Source organism: Streptomyces sp. NPDC037288 (assembly GCF_055603265.1).
In genome coordinates, this window is record NZ_JBVJVY010000065.1 from 11,406 (window position 1) to 26,874 (window position 15,469).

20 protein-coding genes and 1 pseudogene are annotated in these 15,469 nt (G+C 70.7%); 14 read left to right on the plus strand and 7 right to left on the minus strand.

What is annotated here, in order from left to right:
* Window positions 1-53 precede the first annotated feature (53 nt).
* From ACZ7GZ_RS38540 to ACZ7GZ_RS38570, 7 genes and pseudogenes are all read right to left on the minus strand, one after another.
* Window positions 54-335, minus strand: a complete 282-nt coding sequence (locus ACZ7GZ_RS38540) for a hypothetical protein (protein WP_471031868.1) — start codon at window positions 333-335, stop codon at window positions 54-56.
* 88 nt (window positions 336-423) lie between these two features.
* On the minus strand, window positions 424-831 hold the full coding sequence (locus ACZ7GZ_RS38545; RefSeq protein ID WP_471031869.1) for a hypothetical protein: 408 nt from the start codon (window positions 829-831) through the stop codon (window positions 424-426).
* Between the two features lie 18 nt (window positions 832-849).
* Window positions 850-1,203, minus strand: a complete 354-nt coding sequence (locus ACZ7GZ_RS38550) for a hypothetical protein (protein WP_471031871.1) — start codon at window positions 1,201-1,203, stop codon at window positions 850-852.
* A gap of 157 nt (window positions 1,204-1,360) precedes the next feature.
* Window positions 1,361-2,668 (minus strand): annotated as a pseudogene (dnaB, locus tag ACZ7GZ_RS38555) (replicative DNA helicase); the annotation flags it as partial.
* A gap of 118 nt (window positions 2,669-2,786) precedes the next feature.
* On the minus strand, window positions 2,787-3,788 hold the full coding sequence (locus ACZ7GZ_RS38560) for a hypothetical protein (protein WP_471031873.1): 1,002 nt from the start codon (window positions 3,786-3,788) through the stop codon (window positions 2,787-2,789).
* Window positions 3,789-4,164: 376 nt separating this feature from the next.
* Window positions 4,165-4,380, minus strand: coding sequence for a helix-turn-helix domain-containing protein (locus ACZ7GZ_RS38565; protein WP_471031875.1), 216 nt, complete (start codon window positions 4,378-4,380; stop codon window positions 4,165-4,167).
* A 953-nt stretch (window positions 4,381-5,333) separates the two neighbouring features.
* On the minus strand, window positions 5,334-6,158 hold the full coding sequence (locus ACZ7GZ_RS38570; RefSeq protein ID WP_471031877.1) for a GntR family transcriptional regulator: 825 nt from the start codon (window positions 6,156-6,158) through the stop codon (window positions 5,334-5,336).
* A 223-nt stretch (window positions 6,159-6,381) separates the two neighbouring features.
* Here ACZ7GZ_RS38570 and ACZ7GZ_RS38575 point away from each other — a divergent pair, with 223 nt between their 5' ends.
* The 14 genes from ACZ7GZ_RS38575 to ACZ7GZ_RS38640 all read left to right on the plus strand — a co-directional run bounded on the left by ACZ7GZ_RS38575 (window position 6,382) and on the right by ACZ7GZ_RS38640 (window position 15,295).
* A complete protein-coding gene (locus ACZ7GZ_RS38575; RefSeq protein WP_471031879.1) occupies window positions 6,382-6,639 on the plus strand; it encodes a hypothetical protein in 258 nt (85 codons plus the stop codon).
* Window positions 6,639-6,974, plus strand: coding sequence for a hypothetical protein (locus tag ACZ7GZ_RS38580; RefSeq protein WP_471031882.1), 336 nt, complete (start codon window positions 6,639-6,641; stop codon window positions 6,972-6,974). Before ACZ7GZ_RS38575 ends, ACZ7GZ_RS38580 begins: the two co-directional genes overlap by 1 nt.
* The gene (locus tag ACZ7GZ_RS38585) at window positions 6,971-7,339 is read left to right on the plus strand and encodes a hypothetical protein (protein ID WP_471031883.1); all 369 of its coding nucleotides are present in this window, start codon (window positions 6,971-6,973) and stop codon (window positions 7,337-7,339) included. The genes ACZ7GZ_RS38580 and ACZ7GZ_RS38585 overlap by 4 nt, the downstream gene beginning before the upstream one ends.
* A gap of 63 nt (window positions 7,340-7,402) precedes the next feature.
* On the plus strand, window positions 7,403-7,843 hold the full coding sequence (locus ACZ7GZ_RS38590; protein WP_471031884.1) for a hypothetical protein: 441 nt from the start codon (window positions 7,403-7,405) through the stop codon (window positions 7,841-7,843).
* A gap of 42 nt (window positions 7,844-7,885) precedes the next feature.
* The gene (locus ACZ7GZ_RS38595; RefSeq protein ID WP_471031885.1) at window positions 7,886-8,077 is read left to right on the plus strand and encodes a hypothetical protein; all 192 of its coding nucleotides are present in this window, start codon (window positions 7,886-7,888) and stop codon (window positions 8,075-8,077) included.
* 119 nt (window positions 8,078-8,196) lie between these two features.
* Window positions 8,197-8,532 carry a hypothetical protein gene (locus ACZ7GZ_RS38600; RefSeq protein ID WP_471031886.1) on the plus strand — a complete coding sequence of 112 codons (336 nt, stop codon included), beginning with the start codon at window positions 8,197-8,199 and terminating at the stop codon, window positions 8,530-8,532.
* A 98-nt stretch (window positions 8,533-8,630) separates the two neighbouring features.
* Entirely contained in the window at window positions 8,631-8,861 is a 231-nt protein-coding gene (locus ACZ7GZ_RS38605; RefSeq protein ID WP_471031888.1) for a hypothetical protein, read from the plus strand.
* Window positions 8,861-9,457, plus strand: coding sequence for a DUF6919 domain-containing protein (locus tag ACZ7GZ_RS38610; RefSeq protein WP_471031890.1), 597 nt, complete (start codon window positions 8,861-8,863; stop codon window positions 9,455-9,457). The genes ACZ7GZ_RS38605 and ACZ7GZ_RS38610 overlap by 1 nt, the downstream gene beginning before the upstream one ends.
* A gap of 19 nt (window positions 9,458-9,476) precedes the next feature.
* Entirely contained in the window at window positions 9,477-9,956 is a 480-nt protein-coding gene (locus tag ACZ7GZ_RS38615; protein WP_471031892.1) for a hypothetical protein, read from the plus strand.
* Between the two features lie 23 nt (window positions 9,957-9,979).
* A complete protein-coding gene (locus tag ACZ7GZ_RS38620) occupies window positions 9,980-11,125 on the plus strand; it encodes a hypothetical protein (protein ID WP_471031893.1) in 1,146 nt (381 codons plus the stop codon).
* A gap of 80 nt (window positions 11,126-11,205) precedes the next feature.
* Window positions 11,206-13,329, plus strand: a complete 2,124-nt coding sequence (locus ACZ7GZ_RS38625; RefSeq protein WP_471031895.1) for an FtsK/SpoIIIE domain-containing protein — start codon at window positions 11,206-11,208, stop codon at window positions 13,327-13,329.
* 223 nt (window positions 13,330-13,552) lie between these two features.
* Window positions 13,553-14,062 (plus strand): hypothetical protein, encoded by a 510-nt coding sequence (locus tag ACZ7GZ_RS38630; RefSeq protein WP_471031898.1) that lies wholly within the window; start codon window positions 13,553-13,555, stop codon window positions 14,060-14,062.
* A gap of 5 nt (window positions 14,063-14,067) precedes the next feature.
* On the plus strand, window positions 14,068-14,748 hold the full coding sequence (locus ACZ7GZ_RS38635; RefSeq protein ID WP_471031899.1) for a hypothetical protein: 681 nt from the start codon (window positions 14,068-14,070) through the stop codon (window positions 14,746-14,748).
* Window positions 14,749-15,001: 253 nt separating this feature from the next.
* The gene (locus ACZ7GZ_RS38640) at window positions 15,002-15,295 is read left to right on the plus strand and encodes a hypothetical protein (RefSeq protein WP_471031901.1); all 294 of its coding nucleotides are present in this window, start codon (window positions 15,002-15,004) and stop codon (window positions 15,293-15,295) included.
* Window positions 15,296-15,469 lie beyond the last annotated feature (174 nt).

Sequence of the window (15,469 nt, forward strand, 5' to 3'; positions counted from 1 at the left end):
ACACGGCGGAGCCCCCCGCACAGGCAGCGTGCGGGGGGCTCCGCCGTACTCGGTCAGGCGGTCTGGTCGGGGTCGATGCCCTGAGCGCGGGCGAGAGCGAACAGCACCCGCTTGACGTCGCCCATGTTCTGCTCGAGGCCGTCGAGCCGTTGGGCGATGGTGCGCTCTCCGGGGGCGCCGATGGCGTCGGCGAGGGAGTCGATGTTCCCGAACGCGGTTGTCTGCTGCTCGCCGATCCGCTGCAGCTGCTCGCCGTGTTCTGCGAGGGTGCGGCCGGTGCGGAATGCCTCGGCCTCGAGGTCCCTGAGCCGTGCGTCGTGTGTCTCTCCCACCATGCCGCCCATCCTGGCAGACCGCCATGGGACGGCGCTGTGCCCCCGTACAGGCTTCGCACGGGGGCACAGACGTTCTCGAGGGGAGGCCTCAGCCGCGGTCGACGGCCGCCTCGGAATCCGGGTGGTAGATGGTGTACCGGGATGTCCCGTACATCTGGTAGTGCCTCAGGCCGCCCTCGCCGTCAGGTGCCACAGCCGTCGCGGTGCCGTCTGCCCGGACCGTCCAGGCGATGACCGGAACGCTCGGCATGGGGCCGGCGGCCGTGCAGTCACGTACCGCCCAGCCGCCGCCAGGGACCGCGCCCACAATGTGGCAGTAGCCGTCCCCGCCATCGTCCACCTCGAGGACTTTGCCGAGGGAGTCGGCCCGGACAAGGCCCTGCTTTCCGATGACCATCGGGTGGCCGTCGTCCGCCCAGGCTTTGACGGGGAGCCGGGGTTCGCCGTCCCCTCTGGGGTCGATCAGGACGATTTCCATGCCGGTCGTGGGGATCATCTATCTCCGTTCGATTGGTCAGGCCGCGCGCTGGTCGGGCGGCCGGCGGATGAGCTGCCTAACGATGGCGGGGGCGGGCGCGCCTCCGCCGCGGATCGGGCCTCCCCGGCAGGGGCAGACGTGCCCGGCCCGGGCGACGACCTCGGGCCGGGGAGCGCCGGCGTAGCGCATCGCCAGGTCCAGGGAGAGGCAGTCGGGGTGTTCGAGGCTGACCCAGACGGCGACCCGGGCGAGGTGCTCGGGGTCGCCGCCGTGGTCGAGGTGGTCCTGTGCCTCGAGGGCGTAGCTGCTGATCGCGGCGTGGGACCGGGTCAGGCCCTCGGCCCAGCGGCGCGCGATGCGCCATGCGGTGCTACTTGGTGCGGACTCCACTGTGGCGTCCTTTCATCTGCCGGTCCCCACGCCACTTCTGACGGTGACACGGATTCGGCAGACCGTTCCCCCCGCTTTCCTCGCGGTGCCCTGAGCAGGGGCGATACGCACTGTGGCGCCGTTCCGGAATCCTGGAACGGCGCCACGGGGGGTGCGGTCAGGCTGTCTGCGCCATGTCCACGAACCGGGAGTAGTGCAGCTGGGCGGCCACCGTGATGGTGGTGGTGGGTCCGTTGCGGTGCTTGGCCACGATGAGGTCGACCTCGCCGGCGCGCGGCGACTCCTTCTCGTAGGCGTCCTCCCGGTGCAGTAGGACCACCATGTCGGCGTCCTGCTCGATGGCGCCGGACTCGCGGAGGTCGGAGATGAGCGGCTTCTTGTCCTGGCGCTGCTCGGGCCCGCGGTTGAGCTGCGACAGAGCGATGATGGGCACCTCCAGCTCTTTCGCCAGCTGCTTCAGCCCGCGGGAGATGTTGGAGACCTCCTGCTGCCTGTTCTCCACCCGCTTGTCGGACTCCATCAACTGGAGATAGTCCACGACGATCATGGCCAGACCGCCCTGGGCCTTCCGCTTCCGTGCCCGGGACCGGATGTAGTTCAGGGTGATGTTGGGCGAGTCGTCAATGTGGAGCGGTGCTGCGGAGATGTCCCCCATGCGGCGGGCCATCCGCGTCCAGTCCTCGTCGGTCGTGGTCCCTGTGCGCAGGTGGTGCAGGGCGACGCGGGCCTCGGCGGACAGCAGGCGCATCCCGATCTCTTCGCGGCCCATCTCGAGGGAGAAGAACTGACTGGGCCGCTGGTGCTTGATGGAGCAGCAGCGAGCGAAGTCGAGTGCCAGGGTCGTCTTGCCCATGGCGGGCCGGGCGGCGATGACGATGAGCTGGCCGGGCTGGAGTCCGTTGGTCAGGGCGTCGAAGTCGGTCAGGCCGGTGGGCACACCGGTGATCTCGTCCTTCCTGTTGCTCAGGGCTTCCAGCTTGTCGAGCAGGTCCTCCATGAAGTCGCCCACCGGGACGTCGCCTTCTTCGAGCGTGGACACCTCGGTTGCGGCGTAGACGGCGGACTGCGCGCGGTTGCAGATGTCGGCCAGGTCGCCCTGCTGTGCGCGTGCCATGGTGACGATGGTCCGGCCGGCGGCCTCCAGCTCCCGCAGGACGGCCTTCTCGTGGACGATCTCGGCGTAGTACTCGGCATTGGCCGCCGTGGGCACGCTCTGGACCAGCTCGTGCAGGTAGCCGGCGCCACCTACTTTGCCGATCTCACCCCGCTTGGTGAGTTCGGCGGCCACGGTGATCGGGTCGGCGGGTCGGCCCTGCCCGTACACGTCGAGGATCGCCCGGTAGATCGTTTCGTGGCGGCCGGAGAACTGCTCGGGCTTGGTGATCGGGATGACGTCGGCGATGGCGTCTGCGGACAGCAGCATGCCGCCCAGGACGCACTGCTCGGCGTACTCGTCATGCAGGGGCTGAAAGCCGTCAGGGCCCGTCTGAGCCTGCGCGGGTACTGTCATGGGTGGATCTCCGTTCAGGGATTCAAGCGGGCGGCAGGGGCCTTCCTAGGGGCTCCCCTGCCGCTCGCGGCGTTTAGGCGTGGGCCGGCTGCGGCGGGACGTAGCCGGGGTGGCAGTGGCACTTCTCCATGCGGCCTGCCGCGTTCTCCCGCATCCGCTCGGCGGCGGCCATCGGCTCGCGGCCGTAGTTGCACTCACCGCACCACGGCTTGCTACTCCCGGCCGGCCGGGTCGCGGCCTCCGGGTTCATCTGCGCGTGCTTCACCAGGTCCACCCACCCCTTGGCGCCCATCTCGGCGGCAAGGTCGCACAGGTTGCCGACCGAGCGGCCGACGGAGAGCAGAGCTTCAGCACCGGTGCGGACGGCACGGACAGCGTCGGGGCGCGGCGGGAGGCCAGCGGTGGTCATGTAGGCGGCGATGTAGGCGTCCATGACCTTGTCCACGTCGGGTGTCTCGCCGACGACCTCGGGGTGCCCGGGGGTGTTGTCGTTCTGCGTAGCAGCTTCTCTCTCTCCGCCGTCAGGACCGGCGTCCGGTGAGGCGTCAGCGTCGTCCGGGGCCCCGGAGAGAGAAGAGGGAGAAGAAGAAGGAAGGAGAAGGGGGTCGGATTCCGACCCTGCATCCCGGTCGCATTCCGACGGGGGCCGGGTCGGATTCCGACGGGGGGGGGTCGGATTCCGACGGGGGGTAGGGTCGGATTCCGACCGGGGGTCTGACCTGGGAGTTTCCTCGGGTGTCGCGAACGACAGCTCTTCCACGAGCGACGGCCCGTAGTCGACCCGCTCGCGCTTCATCTCGGCCAGCAGCTTCAGGTTCACCCGGTACAGGTCGGCGAGCCGGGCGCCGTTCTTCGGGCTGTAGCGCTCCTTCGACGCCAGCAGCCCGCGCTTGATCAGCCGCTGCTTGTTCGCCTTCGCGGCTGTCATCTTCATGTGCGCTTCGTCCGCCAGCTGCGGCATGGACGCGATCACGTAGCCGCGATCGTCGGTGTGGTTGCAGCACGCCATCAGGAACGCGAACTCACCGGTGTTCAGCCCGTCAGCCCGGAACACCAGGTTCATGTGCTGGATCACCGGGCCCTCCCGGTGACCGCGGCCTCGAGCGTTTCCGGCGAGGCCGGCCCGCGGTGGGCCAGGCCCCTGGCAGCAAGAGACGGGGGGCTGTCGAGAGCCTCCCCGATCGGGATGTTGCTAGTGGCGCTGTACGCCATGCTGTCTACCTACCTACGTGGTCAGAAGGCTCCGTGAGGTGGATCTCCCGGCGGTCTGACTACCTGCTCGCAATGCGAGCGGGTACCGTAGGCCTCGCGTGTAGGACTACGTCAGAGTCTCTGGGTGGATCCGAAGCGCTTCCTTCGGTCAAGGAACAAACCGCACCGTCCTGGCCTGCCAGCCAGTGGTGCATTCGCATCGAAGCCCCGCTACTGGCAGGGCGGGGCTTCAGTGCTGTCTAGGCCCTTATGGCCTTCGTGCCCTCGCCCTCGAGCCAGGCGAAGAACTGCGCGCGGTTCACATGGATGGAGCGTTCGATGACGGTCCAGCGGACCGGGATGGACCCACGCTTCAGGCGGTTCCGCACGGTCATCTGGGTGCAGCCCATGCGGGCCGCCACCTCGGACGTCTTCATCCAGTCCGGCGTGATGACCGGACCTTTCAAGTAGGCCATTTCCTTCTCCGTAAGAGCGTTGGCCGTCAGTCCTCAAACCTTGGCACAGCTTTGCGCCGACGTTGCCCCGCTTGCTTAGCCAGGGTTTCGTCCCGCATCGACGGCAGCCAAGATGATGGGGAGAGCGCGAGAGTCGAAGTACTCGCGCCCCTGCACTGGGTTCTCCTGGGCGTCCCGGAGCGCCGCTACCGTTGACCGCTCCATGCCGAGGGCATGTCCGTTCGGTAAGCCGGTCATAAGGCGCAAGACGCGCGTGTATCCGTTCGCTGCGTGCCTCTGGACCCGGGGGCGAGGATCGCCTGAGGTGATACCGAACTTCACCCGGCTGTGAACGTCGTCCACGACCACATAGAAGGCGTCCCACTGCTTGCCGGCGCATAGACGGCAGATGCCCTGCCCCTTTCGCACGGAGCTCGGCCAGGGTGCAGACTCGTGGCCTGCTGCGCACCTAATGCGGTGAGGCCTGAGAGCTCCCAGCCACTTGGGCTCGAGCACTGTTCCGCCCAGTTCAGCAACACGGGCTCGGAAGATTGCCTCAGACGAAGCAGAGTCCTTGCCAGTACAAATGCGGCACAGGTGTCCACTGCTCGCCACTTTGTCCGGGCTCCGTGTCATTTCGTGGCCAGCAGCGCACCGCACGCGATGCGGGGACCTGCTACCAAGCCATGCGGTTTCCAATACGGTGCCGCCCAACCCCGCAACGCGAGCGCGAAATGCCTGATCTGCTGCCCGAGGGTCCTTCCTAGCGCACGTCTTGCAGAGCCCTTGTCCGCAGTTCAGGCTGGTCGGGCGCGGGGTTGCTTCATGCCCTGCCGGGCACAGCACGCGGTGGGCTGTATCTACCCCCAGCCACTCTTCTTCCACGACGACGCCGCCAAGCTCGGCAACTCGGGCGTGGAAGGCTGCTCGCGCTTCCTCTTGGCGCCTCGACAGCTGTCTCTGCACGATCCCCCCTAGCTGTTGTAGTAGTCGTCCGATGCCGGCTCAACCGGCCAGCGGGCATCCCCACGCCGTTGCAAGGGGTAGCGGACGCTGAACAACTCGCCGGACATGCGGATGTCCTGGGCCTCCACGACGCGCTGCTTTCGTCCTCGACCGAGTGAGGCGATCCGCAGAATGCGCAGCATGGGAACGCCGGGCGGCAGGAGCAGTGCCTCAGCTTCGTCTGGGCTGGGCGTTGCTGCGGTGACTTCCTCTTCCCAGTTCAGCGGCTGCTGCGCCCACTCCTCGATGCGGTCGTACGAGCCGCCCAGTCCGGTGCTGCCAGTCAGGATGGGCACGTCTTCCACGATGCTCGGGTGGAACCAGGAAGTGGTGAGCTGGCGGTACTTCGGCTGCTCGGGATCGCCGTTCGCCCGCTCGCGGACCAGGACAGGTGTACCGGGTTCTATGCCCAGCAGTTCGGCGATGTCCGGCGGGACGGGCTTGGTGTCAATGGCGAGGCCGAGGCCCTGGATGGTGCGCCAGTGCTTGACCGTGGGGCCGGAGTAGTAGCCAAGGTTGTCCCGCTCAATGCTGCGGGAGCGAACCACCCGTGTGGCGGGACGCCGGCGAACGTACGTGCCACCGCTACGGCCAGTAGACCCGCCGCGGCCGGGCCGGTATTCGACTAGGCCCTCAGCCTTGAGCGTGTTCATTACCCGCCGTGCCGTGTTGCGGTCGAACCCGTGCTCTGCAGCCAGGTCGTCGATCGTCGGCAGCTTCGTGTCCGGCGGCATCTCACCACTTCTGATCTTCTCCCGCATTGCTGCGGTGACCTCTTCGGCCCTGCTCGCCACGTCCGCCTCCTCTCTTCGTGCGCCGTCTCGTTTAGGTGTTAGCACCAGAGCTTGACACAGCCCATGCCCTCGGAGCAATATCAGTGTAGCGCTTAGGTGCCAGCACCTAAAGGGCTGAAGTGTCGTGTCCCAGCGCCCGTAAGGGCTGGGAAACGGAAGAGGGCCCGCTGGTCAGAGCGGGCCCTCGGAGCGAATCGCCACCCCTGTGAGAAGGAGCGACCGCATGCGTAATCGTAGCGCGGCCATACCCAGCACGGCACCGGCACACCCCCGCCAGCGTGGCTACGCACTGGCTCAGGTCAACCGGCCCACCGAACGCAGGGCGCTGAAGAACATCGCCCAGCAGCAGCCGGCCACCGAGCTGGCCCTGCTGAACCTGTTCGACGGCATCCTGACCGCCCACGCCAACGGCGACAAGCACGGCCTCTCCCTGCTGGGACACGCCGCCGCTCGCCTCGCCAGCACGGGCGGTGCCCTGTGATGGACAACGACCCGCAGAAGTGCAGCCCCGAGGAACTGGCCGCGATCGAGCTCGGCTACGCCCTCGCCAACCTCGGGCCCGACACCGACCGGACCCTGATGGTCACCCTGCGACTCGCCAACGGCCGCTTCGTCAAGGACGTGTGGCTGTCCGCGAACGACGTCCAGACCCTCATCGACGGCGCGCTGGCCATCAGCGACATGAACGCCTGCGCCGCGCTCGCCGAGCCCGAACCGCTCCCGCAGGTCGACGGCCAGGCCGTGACCGACGTGATCGCCGGGTTCGAGGGACTCCTGAACAGCACCTACCGCAAGGAAGCCGAGGGCGACCAGTGAAGACCACCAACACCTCCGTCCCCGCCCAGATCACGGACCTGGTGGACGACCTGACCGGCTTCCACCCCGCCCTGGACCGCGCCGCCCAGGCCCTCGAGGACCTGGCTGCCGCCGACCTGGACCTGGACCGCTCCCAGTCCCTGGTCGCCGCCCTCGGGGGACTGGCCGACGGCAGCTTCGCCACCCTCGTCGGCCTGGTCCTGCGGCAGATCGCCAGCCCGGACACGAACCCCGCCCTGGCCGGCCTGCCCGACGACCGCAAGCAGAAGCTGCGCCGCCTCGGTGCCGAGTACGCCGCCGCCATCGACGACGACTACCTCGAGCGCTGCGCCTCCGAGGCCTCCGCCGTCATCGACGGCGTCTGACCCGCATCACCGCCGGGCCGTCAGGGGGACGGCCCGGCCCCTCCGACCACGAGAGAGGCAACGATGACCACTCCGCTGACCATGCCGCGCCGCAACACCCTGTCCGTCACTCCGCCGACGAACGACTTCATCAGCGAAATCTCCGAACTGGAGATGCGTATCGCCAAGTCGGCCCGCCGACTGGAGCACGTGGCGCAACTGCACCACCGCGACCTCACCCGCCTCGCCGTGCTGCGGAACCGCGTGGGCCTGTCCGCCCAGCCGGTTCCCGAGGTCGGCGACCTCGCCACCGCAGGAGTCCCCGAAGGATGGTTCGTCGGCCGGGTCTTCCGCCGGGACCGCCTCACCTCCGACTCCAAGACCGCAGGAAGCATCGGCCTCTCCGCCGGCCTGGCCGTCCAGTGGACCGCGTCCTCGTTCTACGTCGACACCCTTGAGCCGCTGTTCAACGGAGTCTCGCATCGCCTGACGCTCCCACCCCAACGCCAAGGTCAGTGCCAGTAGAAGAGCGGCCCAGACCGGTCACCAACCGAAGGAAGGGACGCCATGAACAAGAAGCTCGCCGCCGCCATCGAGCGCGACAACCAGCGCGAGGACGCCGGCATGCACCCCGACGACCGGCAGACCTGCTACCCGCACCAGTCCTGGGCCGCCGACTGCGAGGACCGGCACAGGACTCCGACCGCCAGCCAGCTGCTGGCCGAGGCGAACGAACTGGACCGCATCCGCCGCAGCTGACCACCGCGAGGCCTGACGGCTGCCTCTCCCGCCCGTACAGGGCCCACGTCCTGGACGGGCGGGAGCGCAGGGAGCCGGCCAGACCGGATCCGCACCGACCAGAAGGAAGGAACCCAGGCATGACCGCCCAGCCGCAGAACAAGTCCCGTGTCCGGATCAACCTCACCGGCCGCCGCGCCCCGAAGCCGCAGCCCGCCCCCGTCGACCCCGGCAAGGTTGCCGCCGGCCTCCGCGCCTTCGCCGACGACCTGGACGCCGGCGACACGTTCGCCCTCGAATCCCTCACCCCGCGCGGTGAGATGCCGCACAGCGAGCACGAATGGGCCGCCTACCCGACCAGCTATGTCCGCCGCGCCCGGATCGCCCACCTCGGCAAGCCCGGCCCCGGCTACGTCCCCGACGAGGCCTTCGACTGGCTGGACGCCGAGATCGAGGCCGAACGCGGCCGCCGCTGACCAGCTGTCCGCCGGGCCCGTCTCGCACGGGCCCGGTCGAGGAGAACTGGCGCAGCACCACCCCGATGACCACCGACTCCCCTGGAAGGGACGCCGACATGACCCGTCGTACCCGACTGCTCGCCGCCCTGGCCCTGCTCGCCGTCGTCTGGCCGGCGTTCGCCAACGCCCTGCTGGCCACCCTCGGATGGGTCGCCTCCCACCCCGTCGGCCTGGGCACCGCGGCCGCCGTCGTCCTCCTGGCCGGCACCGTGCCCGGCCCCGTCGACCGCGCCCTGACCCGCCTCTTCACCAACCGGCCCGCGCCTGCTCCGAAGGCGTCCGCGTGATGCGCCGCTGGAGGAAGGAGCGGGCCGACCGCCGCCGCTGGGCCACCGCCCACACCTTCCCGGAGCTGGCCGACCTCATGGCCCTGTGGCTCGAGGGCGAGCTGTCCATCACTCCCGGCTACGGGGGTGGGCCCGATGAGGAGACCACCCTGATGATCCCGACCCTCGCCGCGGCGAACCGGGGCGGGTTCCTCACCGACCAGTCCCAGCCCGGCTACGACGGCACCGGCTACGACGGCCTGCGCTGGGAGCAGCGCGCCGCCGTGTCCGGCCTGGTCGCCGACGAGGACCTGCTGAACCGGCTCCGCCGGGAGTGCGAGGCCGCCGGCCTGCTGGTGCTGATCGCCCACCCCCGGCTGCTGCCGCTGGGCCAGGGCGTCACCTGCACCAGCCGCGGCGGCCAGCCCTACACCGCGTTCGGCGAGTACCTGCCACCTCGCATCCTCCGGCACATCTGGGGCGGTATCAGCCGCCCCGCCCTCGAGGCCGTGTGCGACGCCTGGCAGGTCTGCCTGATCGACCTCGACACCAACCGCAATGACCGGTTGTGGCCCGTCCTGGACCGGCTGTTCGCCGACCAAGCCGCCACCGCCTGACACCGAGAGGACCACGACCATGATCCGCATCATCCGCACGGCCGCCCTGGACGCCCTCCGCGCCGACAGCGCGGCACTGCCGGCCGTCCGGCAGGAACTCGCCCAGGCCAAGACCGACGCCGAGCGTGCCACCGACTCCGCCATCCGCGCCGAGAACGTCGCGGAACGGCAGCTCCGCGACCTCGCCCAGGCGCACGCCGACCGCTTCCAGGCCGAACGCGACCGCGACGCCGCCCGCACCGAACGGGACCAGGTGGAGACCGCCGCCCGGCGGGAGCTGGACGAGATCCGTCAGGACGTTGCCAAGCTCCGCGACGCGGTCGCCGACACCACCACCGGACAGAGCAGGCGGGCGGCCATCGCGTACGGCGTCCTGCGGGACCTCGTGGAGGACGTCCGGGCGCGCGGCTTGGAACTGGGCCGCCCCCTCGACCTGGTGGCGATCGTCCTCGGCTTCGACAGCACCGTTCCGAAGCAGCAGAGCACGCCGACCGCCTGAACCCCTGAGAGGACCGAAGCACCATGAGCAGCTGGAGCGATGAGCGCCGGCGCAACCAGGCCGCCGAGGCCGAGCAGCGGCGCCTGGACAAGGACGCGGCCGCCGAGCGTGCCCTGAAGATGCGGGCCGCCGAGGATGAGCGGCGCCGCACCAACCGGCAGGCCGACAAGGCCGAGGCCCGCGCCGAGGCGCAGCAGAAGCGCCGCGAGAAGCGGGAGCGGCGCCGCGAGCGCGCCCAGGCGTGGACGAAGAACACCACCCCCGGCGTCATCTACCGGCGCGGCACCCTCGCCCTGGTCATCGCATCCGCGCTGGCCTCCCTGCCCGCGCAGATCGCCCACTTCGCCGGCATCTCCCTGATGCTGCTGCCCCTGCCGTTCGCGCTCGAGGGCGCGGCCTGGGTGATGGCGGCCGGTGTCGCCTACGCCGACGAGAAGGGGCTGCCCGCCTGGGTGCGGTGGCTGCTGCGCGGCCTGTGCCTGACGGCCGCCGGGTACGCCGGGTGGATCAACTACCAGTACGGGATGGAGACCGCCCCGGCAGTCGCCTACGGCCTGGCCTCGGTCAGCCTGCTCGGACCGCTGTTCTTCGAGGTCCGACAGTGGGTCACCACGCTGACGTTCGACCCGGCGGAGAAGAAGCAGCGGGCCGAGGACAAGGCCCGCGCCAAGCACGAGCGGAAGCGCCGTCGCCACCACAAGGAAATCGTGCAACTCGCCGAGCGGCTGGTGTCCGCCGCACCGTTCGGGACGCTCGATTTCGAGGACGCGGTCACCGCCGCCTGGGAGATCAAGAAGGGCACCAGCACCCCGGGCATGACGCCGGAGCTGCACGCCGAGAAGCTCGCCTCAAGCAAGGCACTGGCGGCGGCGATGGACGCGGCGAACGGGTCGCCGATAAGCGCCCGGGCCCGCCTGCTGCAGGTGCTCCACCCGGCCCCCTCAGTGCTGCTCTCCGCGCCTGGATCTTCGCAGGTGGCGTCCGATCTACCCCCCGCCTCTGAGCGGCCCCAGAAGGCGCCTCAGAAGGGCGGCCGGAAGATGCCTCCGCCGCACCGCCGCACCAAGGGCGACAGCGTTCCGTTCAGCTCCGTCGCCAAGGTCGAGGCCGCCCTCGAGCGCGGTGGCTCCCCCCGCCGCATCCCCGCCGTCAACGGCCACGGCCACTGACCCCCACCGCAGAGCGAGACGGGACCGAGATGAGAGAAGCACCCCGGTCCCGCCGCTCCCCGAAGGAAGCGAGACACATCATGTCCGACACCATCCGCCGGCCGGACACCGACATCCCCGACGCGCCCGTGGTCGACCTCGCCAAGGAACGCGCCGTGCGGATCGTGCCGACCCCCGCCGACGTCCTCCCCGAGCTGCCCGAAGACCCCGCCGGAGACTTGCCGTTCATCCCCGCCTGGACCCGCACCCCCGAGGGCCGCCAGGCCGCCGCACGGCGCGCCGCACGGGCCGCCCGCCGGTCGGCCCGCCGCTGGGCCTCGAGGCAGCGCACCGACCGCGGCCACGCCGCACAGATCCGCCGCGGCACCCGCCGCACCCGGGAGTGGGTCGTCGGCTTCCACGGCGTCCACGTCCAGGCCGCCGCCCATCAGGCGCACACTGCAACCCGCGAGGCCCGCGAAGCCGCCCGCCGCGCCCGCTACACCGTCATGCCGAAGCAGCGGCAGGACGCCCGCCTCGCCGCCGACCGGGCGCAGACCGCAGCGATGGCCGCCGTCCAGGCGCACAAGGCCGCCAAGCGGGAGATCCGGCGCGGCCGCCTGCTACGCGGCAGCCTTGCCTACGGCACGCCCCTGCTGGCCGACACCGCGGCCGCGCTGGAGTTCGGCGGTATCGGTCTGGCCGGCGGCATCCTCGCCACCCTGGGGGTGGCCGCATGGATCGGGCGGAAGCCGCTCGTCACCGAGTCGTGGGACCTCGAGCGGCGCAGCATCGGCGACGGCGACCGCATGGACGAGCCGATGCTGAACCGGGCCTACCAGGACGCCAAGGTCATCACGGGCGACCAGGTCCTCACGATGGTCACGCCGTGCATGCCCAGCACCGACGGGCAGGCGTGGCAGGCAGTGTTCGACCTGCCGTCCGGCCTGCCGACCAGGAAGGCCCTGAACGCCAAGGAGGCCCTCGCCGGCGCGCTCGGGGTCGCGGTGCAGCAGCTCCACCAGTCCCGTGGGGACCGTGAGGGGCGCATCCATCTGCGGGTGTCTCTCCGCCTGCCCTTCACCGGCGCTCCCGTCCAGGGGCCGCTGCTGGCCATGGAGCGGGTCGACCTGTGGCGGCCGATCCCGATGGGCGTGAACCTGCGCGGCGAGAGCGTGTGGACGTCCTGGGTGGAGCGGTCGGGCCTGTTCGGCGGCGAGCCCGGATCGGGCAAGTCGGCGGGCGCCAACGACCTGCTGCTCGGTGCGGCCCTGGACCCCACCGTCCGCATGTACCTCGCGGACGGGAAGGCCGGCGCGGACATCACCCCGTTCGAGCCGATCGCCACCATGTACGACACCGACGGCGACCCCGAGAAGCTGCAGGAGATCCTCGAGCACATCTGGACGGGCGAGATCCCGGAGCGTCGGGCCCTGGCCAAGGAGCACGGTTCCCGGAAGCTGACCGCCGAGATGGCGGCACGGGACCCGCGGGTCTGCCAGGCCGTCCTGCTGGTCGATGAGTGGTCCAGCTACGGGGCCGCTGCCGAGCGGAAGACCCGCGACGAGATGGAACGGCTGCTGCGGCTGATCGTCCAGCAGGGCCGCGCCCTGGGCATCATCACCCTCGCCGCCACGCAGAAGCCCGACAGCGACTCCGTGCCCACCGGCATCCGCGACATCCTGTCCATCCGCTGGGCCATGCGCTGCCTCACCCCGGAGGCGTCCGACACCATCCTCGGCAGGGGCTACGCCTCGGCCGGGCACAACGCGCAGGAGATCCTCAAGAGCCAGCGTGGCGTCGGCATCTACATGGACGGCGAGGGCGCCGAGCCGGAGCTGACCCGCAGCTACTACTACGACGACGACGAGGTCGGCGTCATCCTCGAGCGGGCCTACAAGCTGCGCGCCGAGGCCGGGACGCTGCCCGGGAACGGGCCGACGATGGCCGACCGGTTGCGGCAGCGCGGCCCGGACGGGGAGATCCTCGCCGTCCTGGTCGAGGAGTTCACCGCCCGCGGTGAGGGCGTCGACTGGCTGCCCGGCTCGGTCCTGGTCGACGTCCTGGGCGCGGCGGGGATCGCGGTCACCCCGGAGCGGCTGGCCGCCCTGGTCGTCCGCTCCGCCGCCGACAAGGCGAAGCGGGATTGGGGGACCAGCCGGGTGGCCGGCTACCCCCGCGCCCTCGTCTTCGCCACCGCGCAGAAGGTCCTCGAGCGGTCCTGAAACCCGGACACAGCCCGGACGGCCGTCCCGTTTACCCCGGAATGCACCCGGACGGGACGGTCTCCGACCCGGATACGGAACCCGCGACCCGGACCCCACCAGGCCGGGTCACCCCTCCCCCCGTCCGGGAACCGTCCGCCCTCTGACCTGCGCAAACGCCCGGCCCGTCCGGGTGCTGTCCGAGTCTCACACCACCGCAAAACGGAACAAGAGAGGCACCACGATGGACACCCGCCGCACCGCCGCCAACGACCAGGCCCACCGGTTCCTCGCCCAGGTCGAGGACGCCCTCGCCGAAGCCACCAAGCCCGAGCAGCCCGTGCCGACCGCCTACCGCGACGACACCCTGCCGGCCGCGTCCACGATCGGCACGACCCCGCCCGCCCCGCAGCCCGGTGCCCGGCGGCCGCCGATGTCCCAGCGCGCCACCGACGCCAGCGTGCTGATGCTCTCCGCCGGCGTCGCCTCCGTCCCCTTCGGCGGCATGGCCTCCCTGTTCGTCTACACCCTCGGTCACGTCGACCCGGCCACCCTCGCCATCGCCGCGGCCGCGCCCGCCACGATCGCCCTGCCGATCCTCGCCCTGTGCCGCCTCGCCGGCCGCGCCCGCCAGGTCGTGGAAGCGGCGCCGCCCGTCCACCACCACCACTACGCCGGACCGGTCGACCAGCGCACCGTCACCGCCACCGCGCGCGGCCTGGTCGCCAAGAGCCGCGGCGAGATCAAGGGCTGACCGGCATGAAGACGACCGCCGACCTGAAGCTGCTGGGCGTCACATACGTCAACGGCCGGGCCCTCGCCTGCATCGGATGCGGCAACACCTTCTCCCTCGAGGTCCACCGGCACCTGATGTTCGAGACGGGGCCGGCCTGGATCTGCTGCCTGGCCTGCGGCCGCGGCGAGGAGTCCGCCGTCATCACCAACGGCGTGGTCGACGCCGTCCTCGCCGCCCGCACCGGCCGGACCAAGGCCACCGACAGCGACACGTTCACCGCCGAGTGGCGCGGCATCGTCATGACCGGCGAGCTGGTCCCCGAGTTCGTCCTGGACGACGCCGTGCAGATCGCCAAGGTGGTCAAGGGTCAGGCGACCAAGGACGCCAAGGCGTGGGGGCGAGCGAAGAAGCGGCAGGCCAAGGCGCAGCTCACGGGCGCGAGGGACCACGCCGTGAAGGCCGCCAAGCGGAAGGCCGGCGAGGCCGCAGGCACCGTGCAGGCGGCCGCCCTGACCGCGGCCTGGACGATGCAGACCGGCGGCGCCGGACCCACCCGCAGCATCAAGCCGAAGCGTCGGCGCTGCCGCGTGAAGGGCTGCAAGGGCGGCACCCTCACCATCCGCACCCGCATCCACTCCACCACCGGCAAGACCCAGAAGGTCAAGGTGTCGTGCGCGGTGTGCCAGCGAGCAGGGGGCCAGTGATGGCGACCCGCCGCATCAAGCCCCGCGCCCCGCGCCGTGCCCCGACCGAGAACGTCATGGGGCAGATGGGCCTGTTCGGCAGCGAGGACCCGTGGCAGCCCACCGGATGCCGCTGCTGGCCCGTCGACAACCGAGGCTGCGGCCACTGCAGGGCGTGTTCGTCCTGTCAGGACTGCGGCCGGTGTGCCGGCCCCGGCTGCTCCTGCACCTGCGACGACTGACACACCGCCCCCGACCCGACAGGATGGACGCCATGACCGACCTCCGTTGCCCGGCCGCGCACCCGGAAGACCCGACCCCGTGCGGCGGCCTGGTGGCCGTGACCGTGCTGGACGCCGTCAACGCGGGCTCGAACGGATGCGAACACCACGGGGCCCGGATGCTCGCCTCCCTCGAGGGCGGCCGCGTCTACGCCCTCCCCGACGCCCCCGAGGGCGCAGCGATCCGCACCTTCAAGGCGGCCGCCGGCCTGCGCCCCTTCCCGTGGCGGGAGGAGACGGTGAGCCCCGCGCCGTCGCTGACCAGCATCGTGGACAGCCTCCGCTGACCCTCGCGCACACCGAGGCCCCCGGCCCGTCCTCCACCAGGGACAGGACCGGGGCCTCTTGGCGTTTCAGCCGCCGACCACGACGGGCCGGTGCAGCGCGTCCTCGAGGGCCAGCGCGGCAAGGATGGATTGGCGGGAGGCCTGCTCGCGGACGGTGGCGTTGTAGTTCAGCAC

Coding starts and splice junctions, on each gene's coding strand:
- ACZ7GZ_RS38565 (WP_471031875.1), bottom strand. CDS start 4,380: ATGGCCTACTTGAAAGGTCCGGTCATCACGCCGGACTGGATGAAGACG.
- ACZ7GZ_RS38545 (WP_471031869.1), bottom strand. CDS start 831: ATGATCCCCACGACCGGCATGGAAATCGTCCTGATCGACCCCAGAGGG.
- ACZ7GZ_RS38605 (WP_471031888.1), top strand. CDS start 8,631: ATGACCCGTCGTACCCGACTGCTCGCCGCCCTGGCCCTGCTCGCCGTC.
- ACZ7GZ_RS38590 (WP_471031884.1), top strand. CDS start 7,403: ATGACCACTCCGCTGACCATGCCGCGCCGCAACACCCTGTCCGTCACT.
- ACZ7GZ_RS38615 (WP_471031892.1), top strand. CDS start 9,477: ATGATCCGCATCATCCGCACGGCCGCCCTGGACGCCCTCCGCGCCGAC.
- ACZ7GZ_RS38625 (WP_471031895.1), top strand. CDS start 11,206: ATGTCCGACACCATCCGCCGGCCGGACACCGACATCCCCGACGCGCCC.
- ACZ7GZ_RS38580 (WP_471031882.1), top strand. CDS start 6,639: ATGGACAACGACCCGCAGAAGTGCAGCCCCGAGGAACTGGCCGCGATC.
- ACZ7GZ_RS38640 (WP_471031901.1), top strand. CDS start 15,002: ATGACCGACCTCCGTTGCCCGGCCGCGCACCCGGAAGACCCGACCCCG.
- ACZ7GZ_RS38635 (WP_471031899.1), top strand. CDS start 14,068: ATGAAGACGACCGCCGACCTGAAGCTGCTGGGCGTCACATACGTCAAC.
- ACZ7GZ_RS38575 (WP_471031879.1), top strand. CDS start 6,382: ATGCGTAATCGTAGCGCGGCCATACCCAGCACGGCACCGGCACACCCC.
- ACZ7GZ_RS38540 (WP_471031868.1), bottom strand. CDS start 335: ATGGTGGGAGAGACACACGACGCACGGCTCAGGGACCTCGAGGCCGAG.
- ACZ7GZ_RS38620 (WP_471031893.1), top strand. CDS start 9,980: ATGAGCAGCTGGAGCGATGAGCGCCGGCGCAACCAGGCCGCCGAGGCC.
- ACZ7GZ_RS38610 (WP_471031890.1), top strand. CDS start 8,861: ATGCGCCGCTGGAGGAAGGAGCGGGCCGACCGCCGCCGCTGGGCCACC.
- ACZ7GZ_RS38630 (WP_471031898.1), top strand. CDS start 13,553: ATGGACACCCGCCGCACCGCCGCCAACGACCAGGCCCACCGGTTCCTC.
- ACZ7GZ_RS38595 (WP_471031885.1), top strand. CDS start 7,886: ATGAACAAGAAGCTCGCCGCCGCCATCGAGCGCGACAACCAGCGCGAG.
- ACZ7GZ_RS38600 (WP_471031886.1), top strand. CDS start 8,197: ATGACCGCCCAGCCGCAGAACAAGTCCCGTGTCCGGATCAACCTCACC.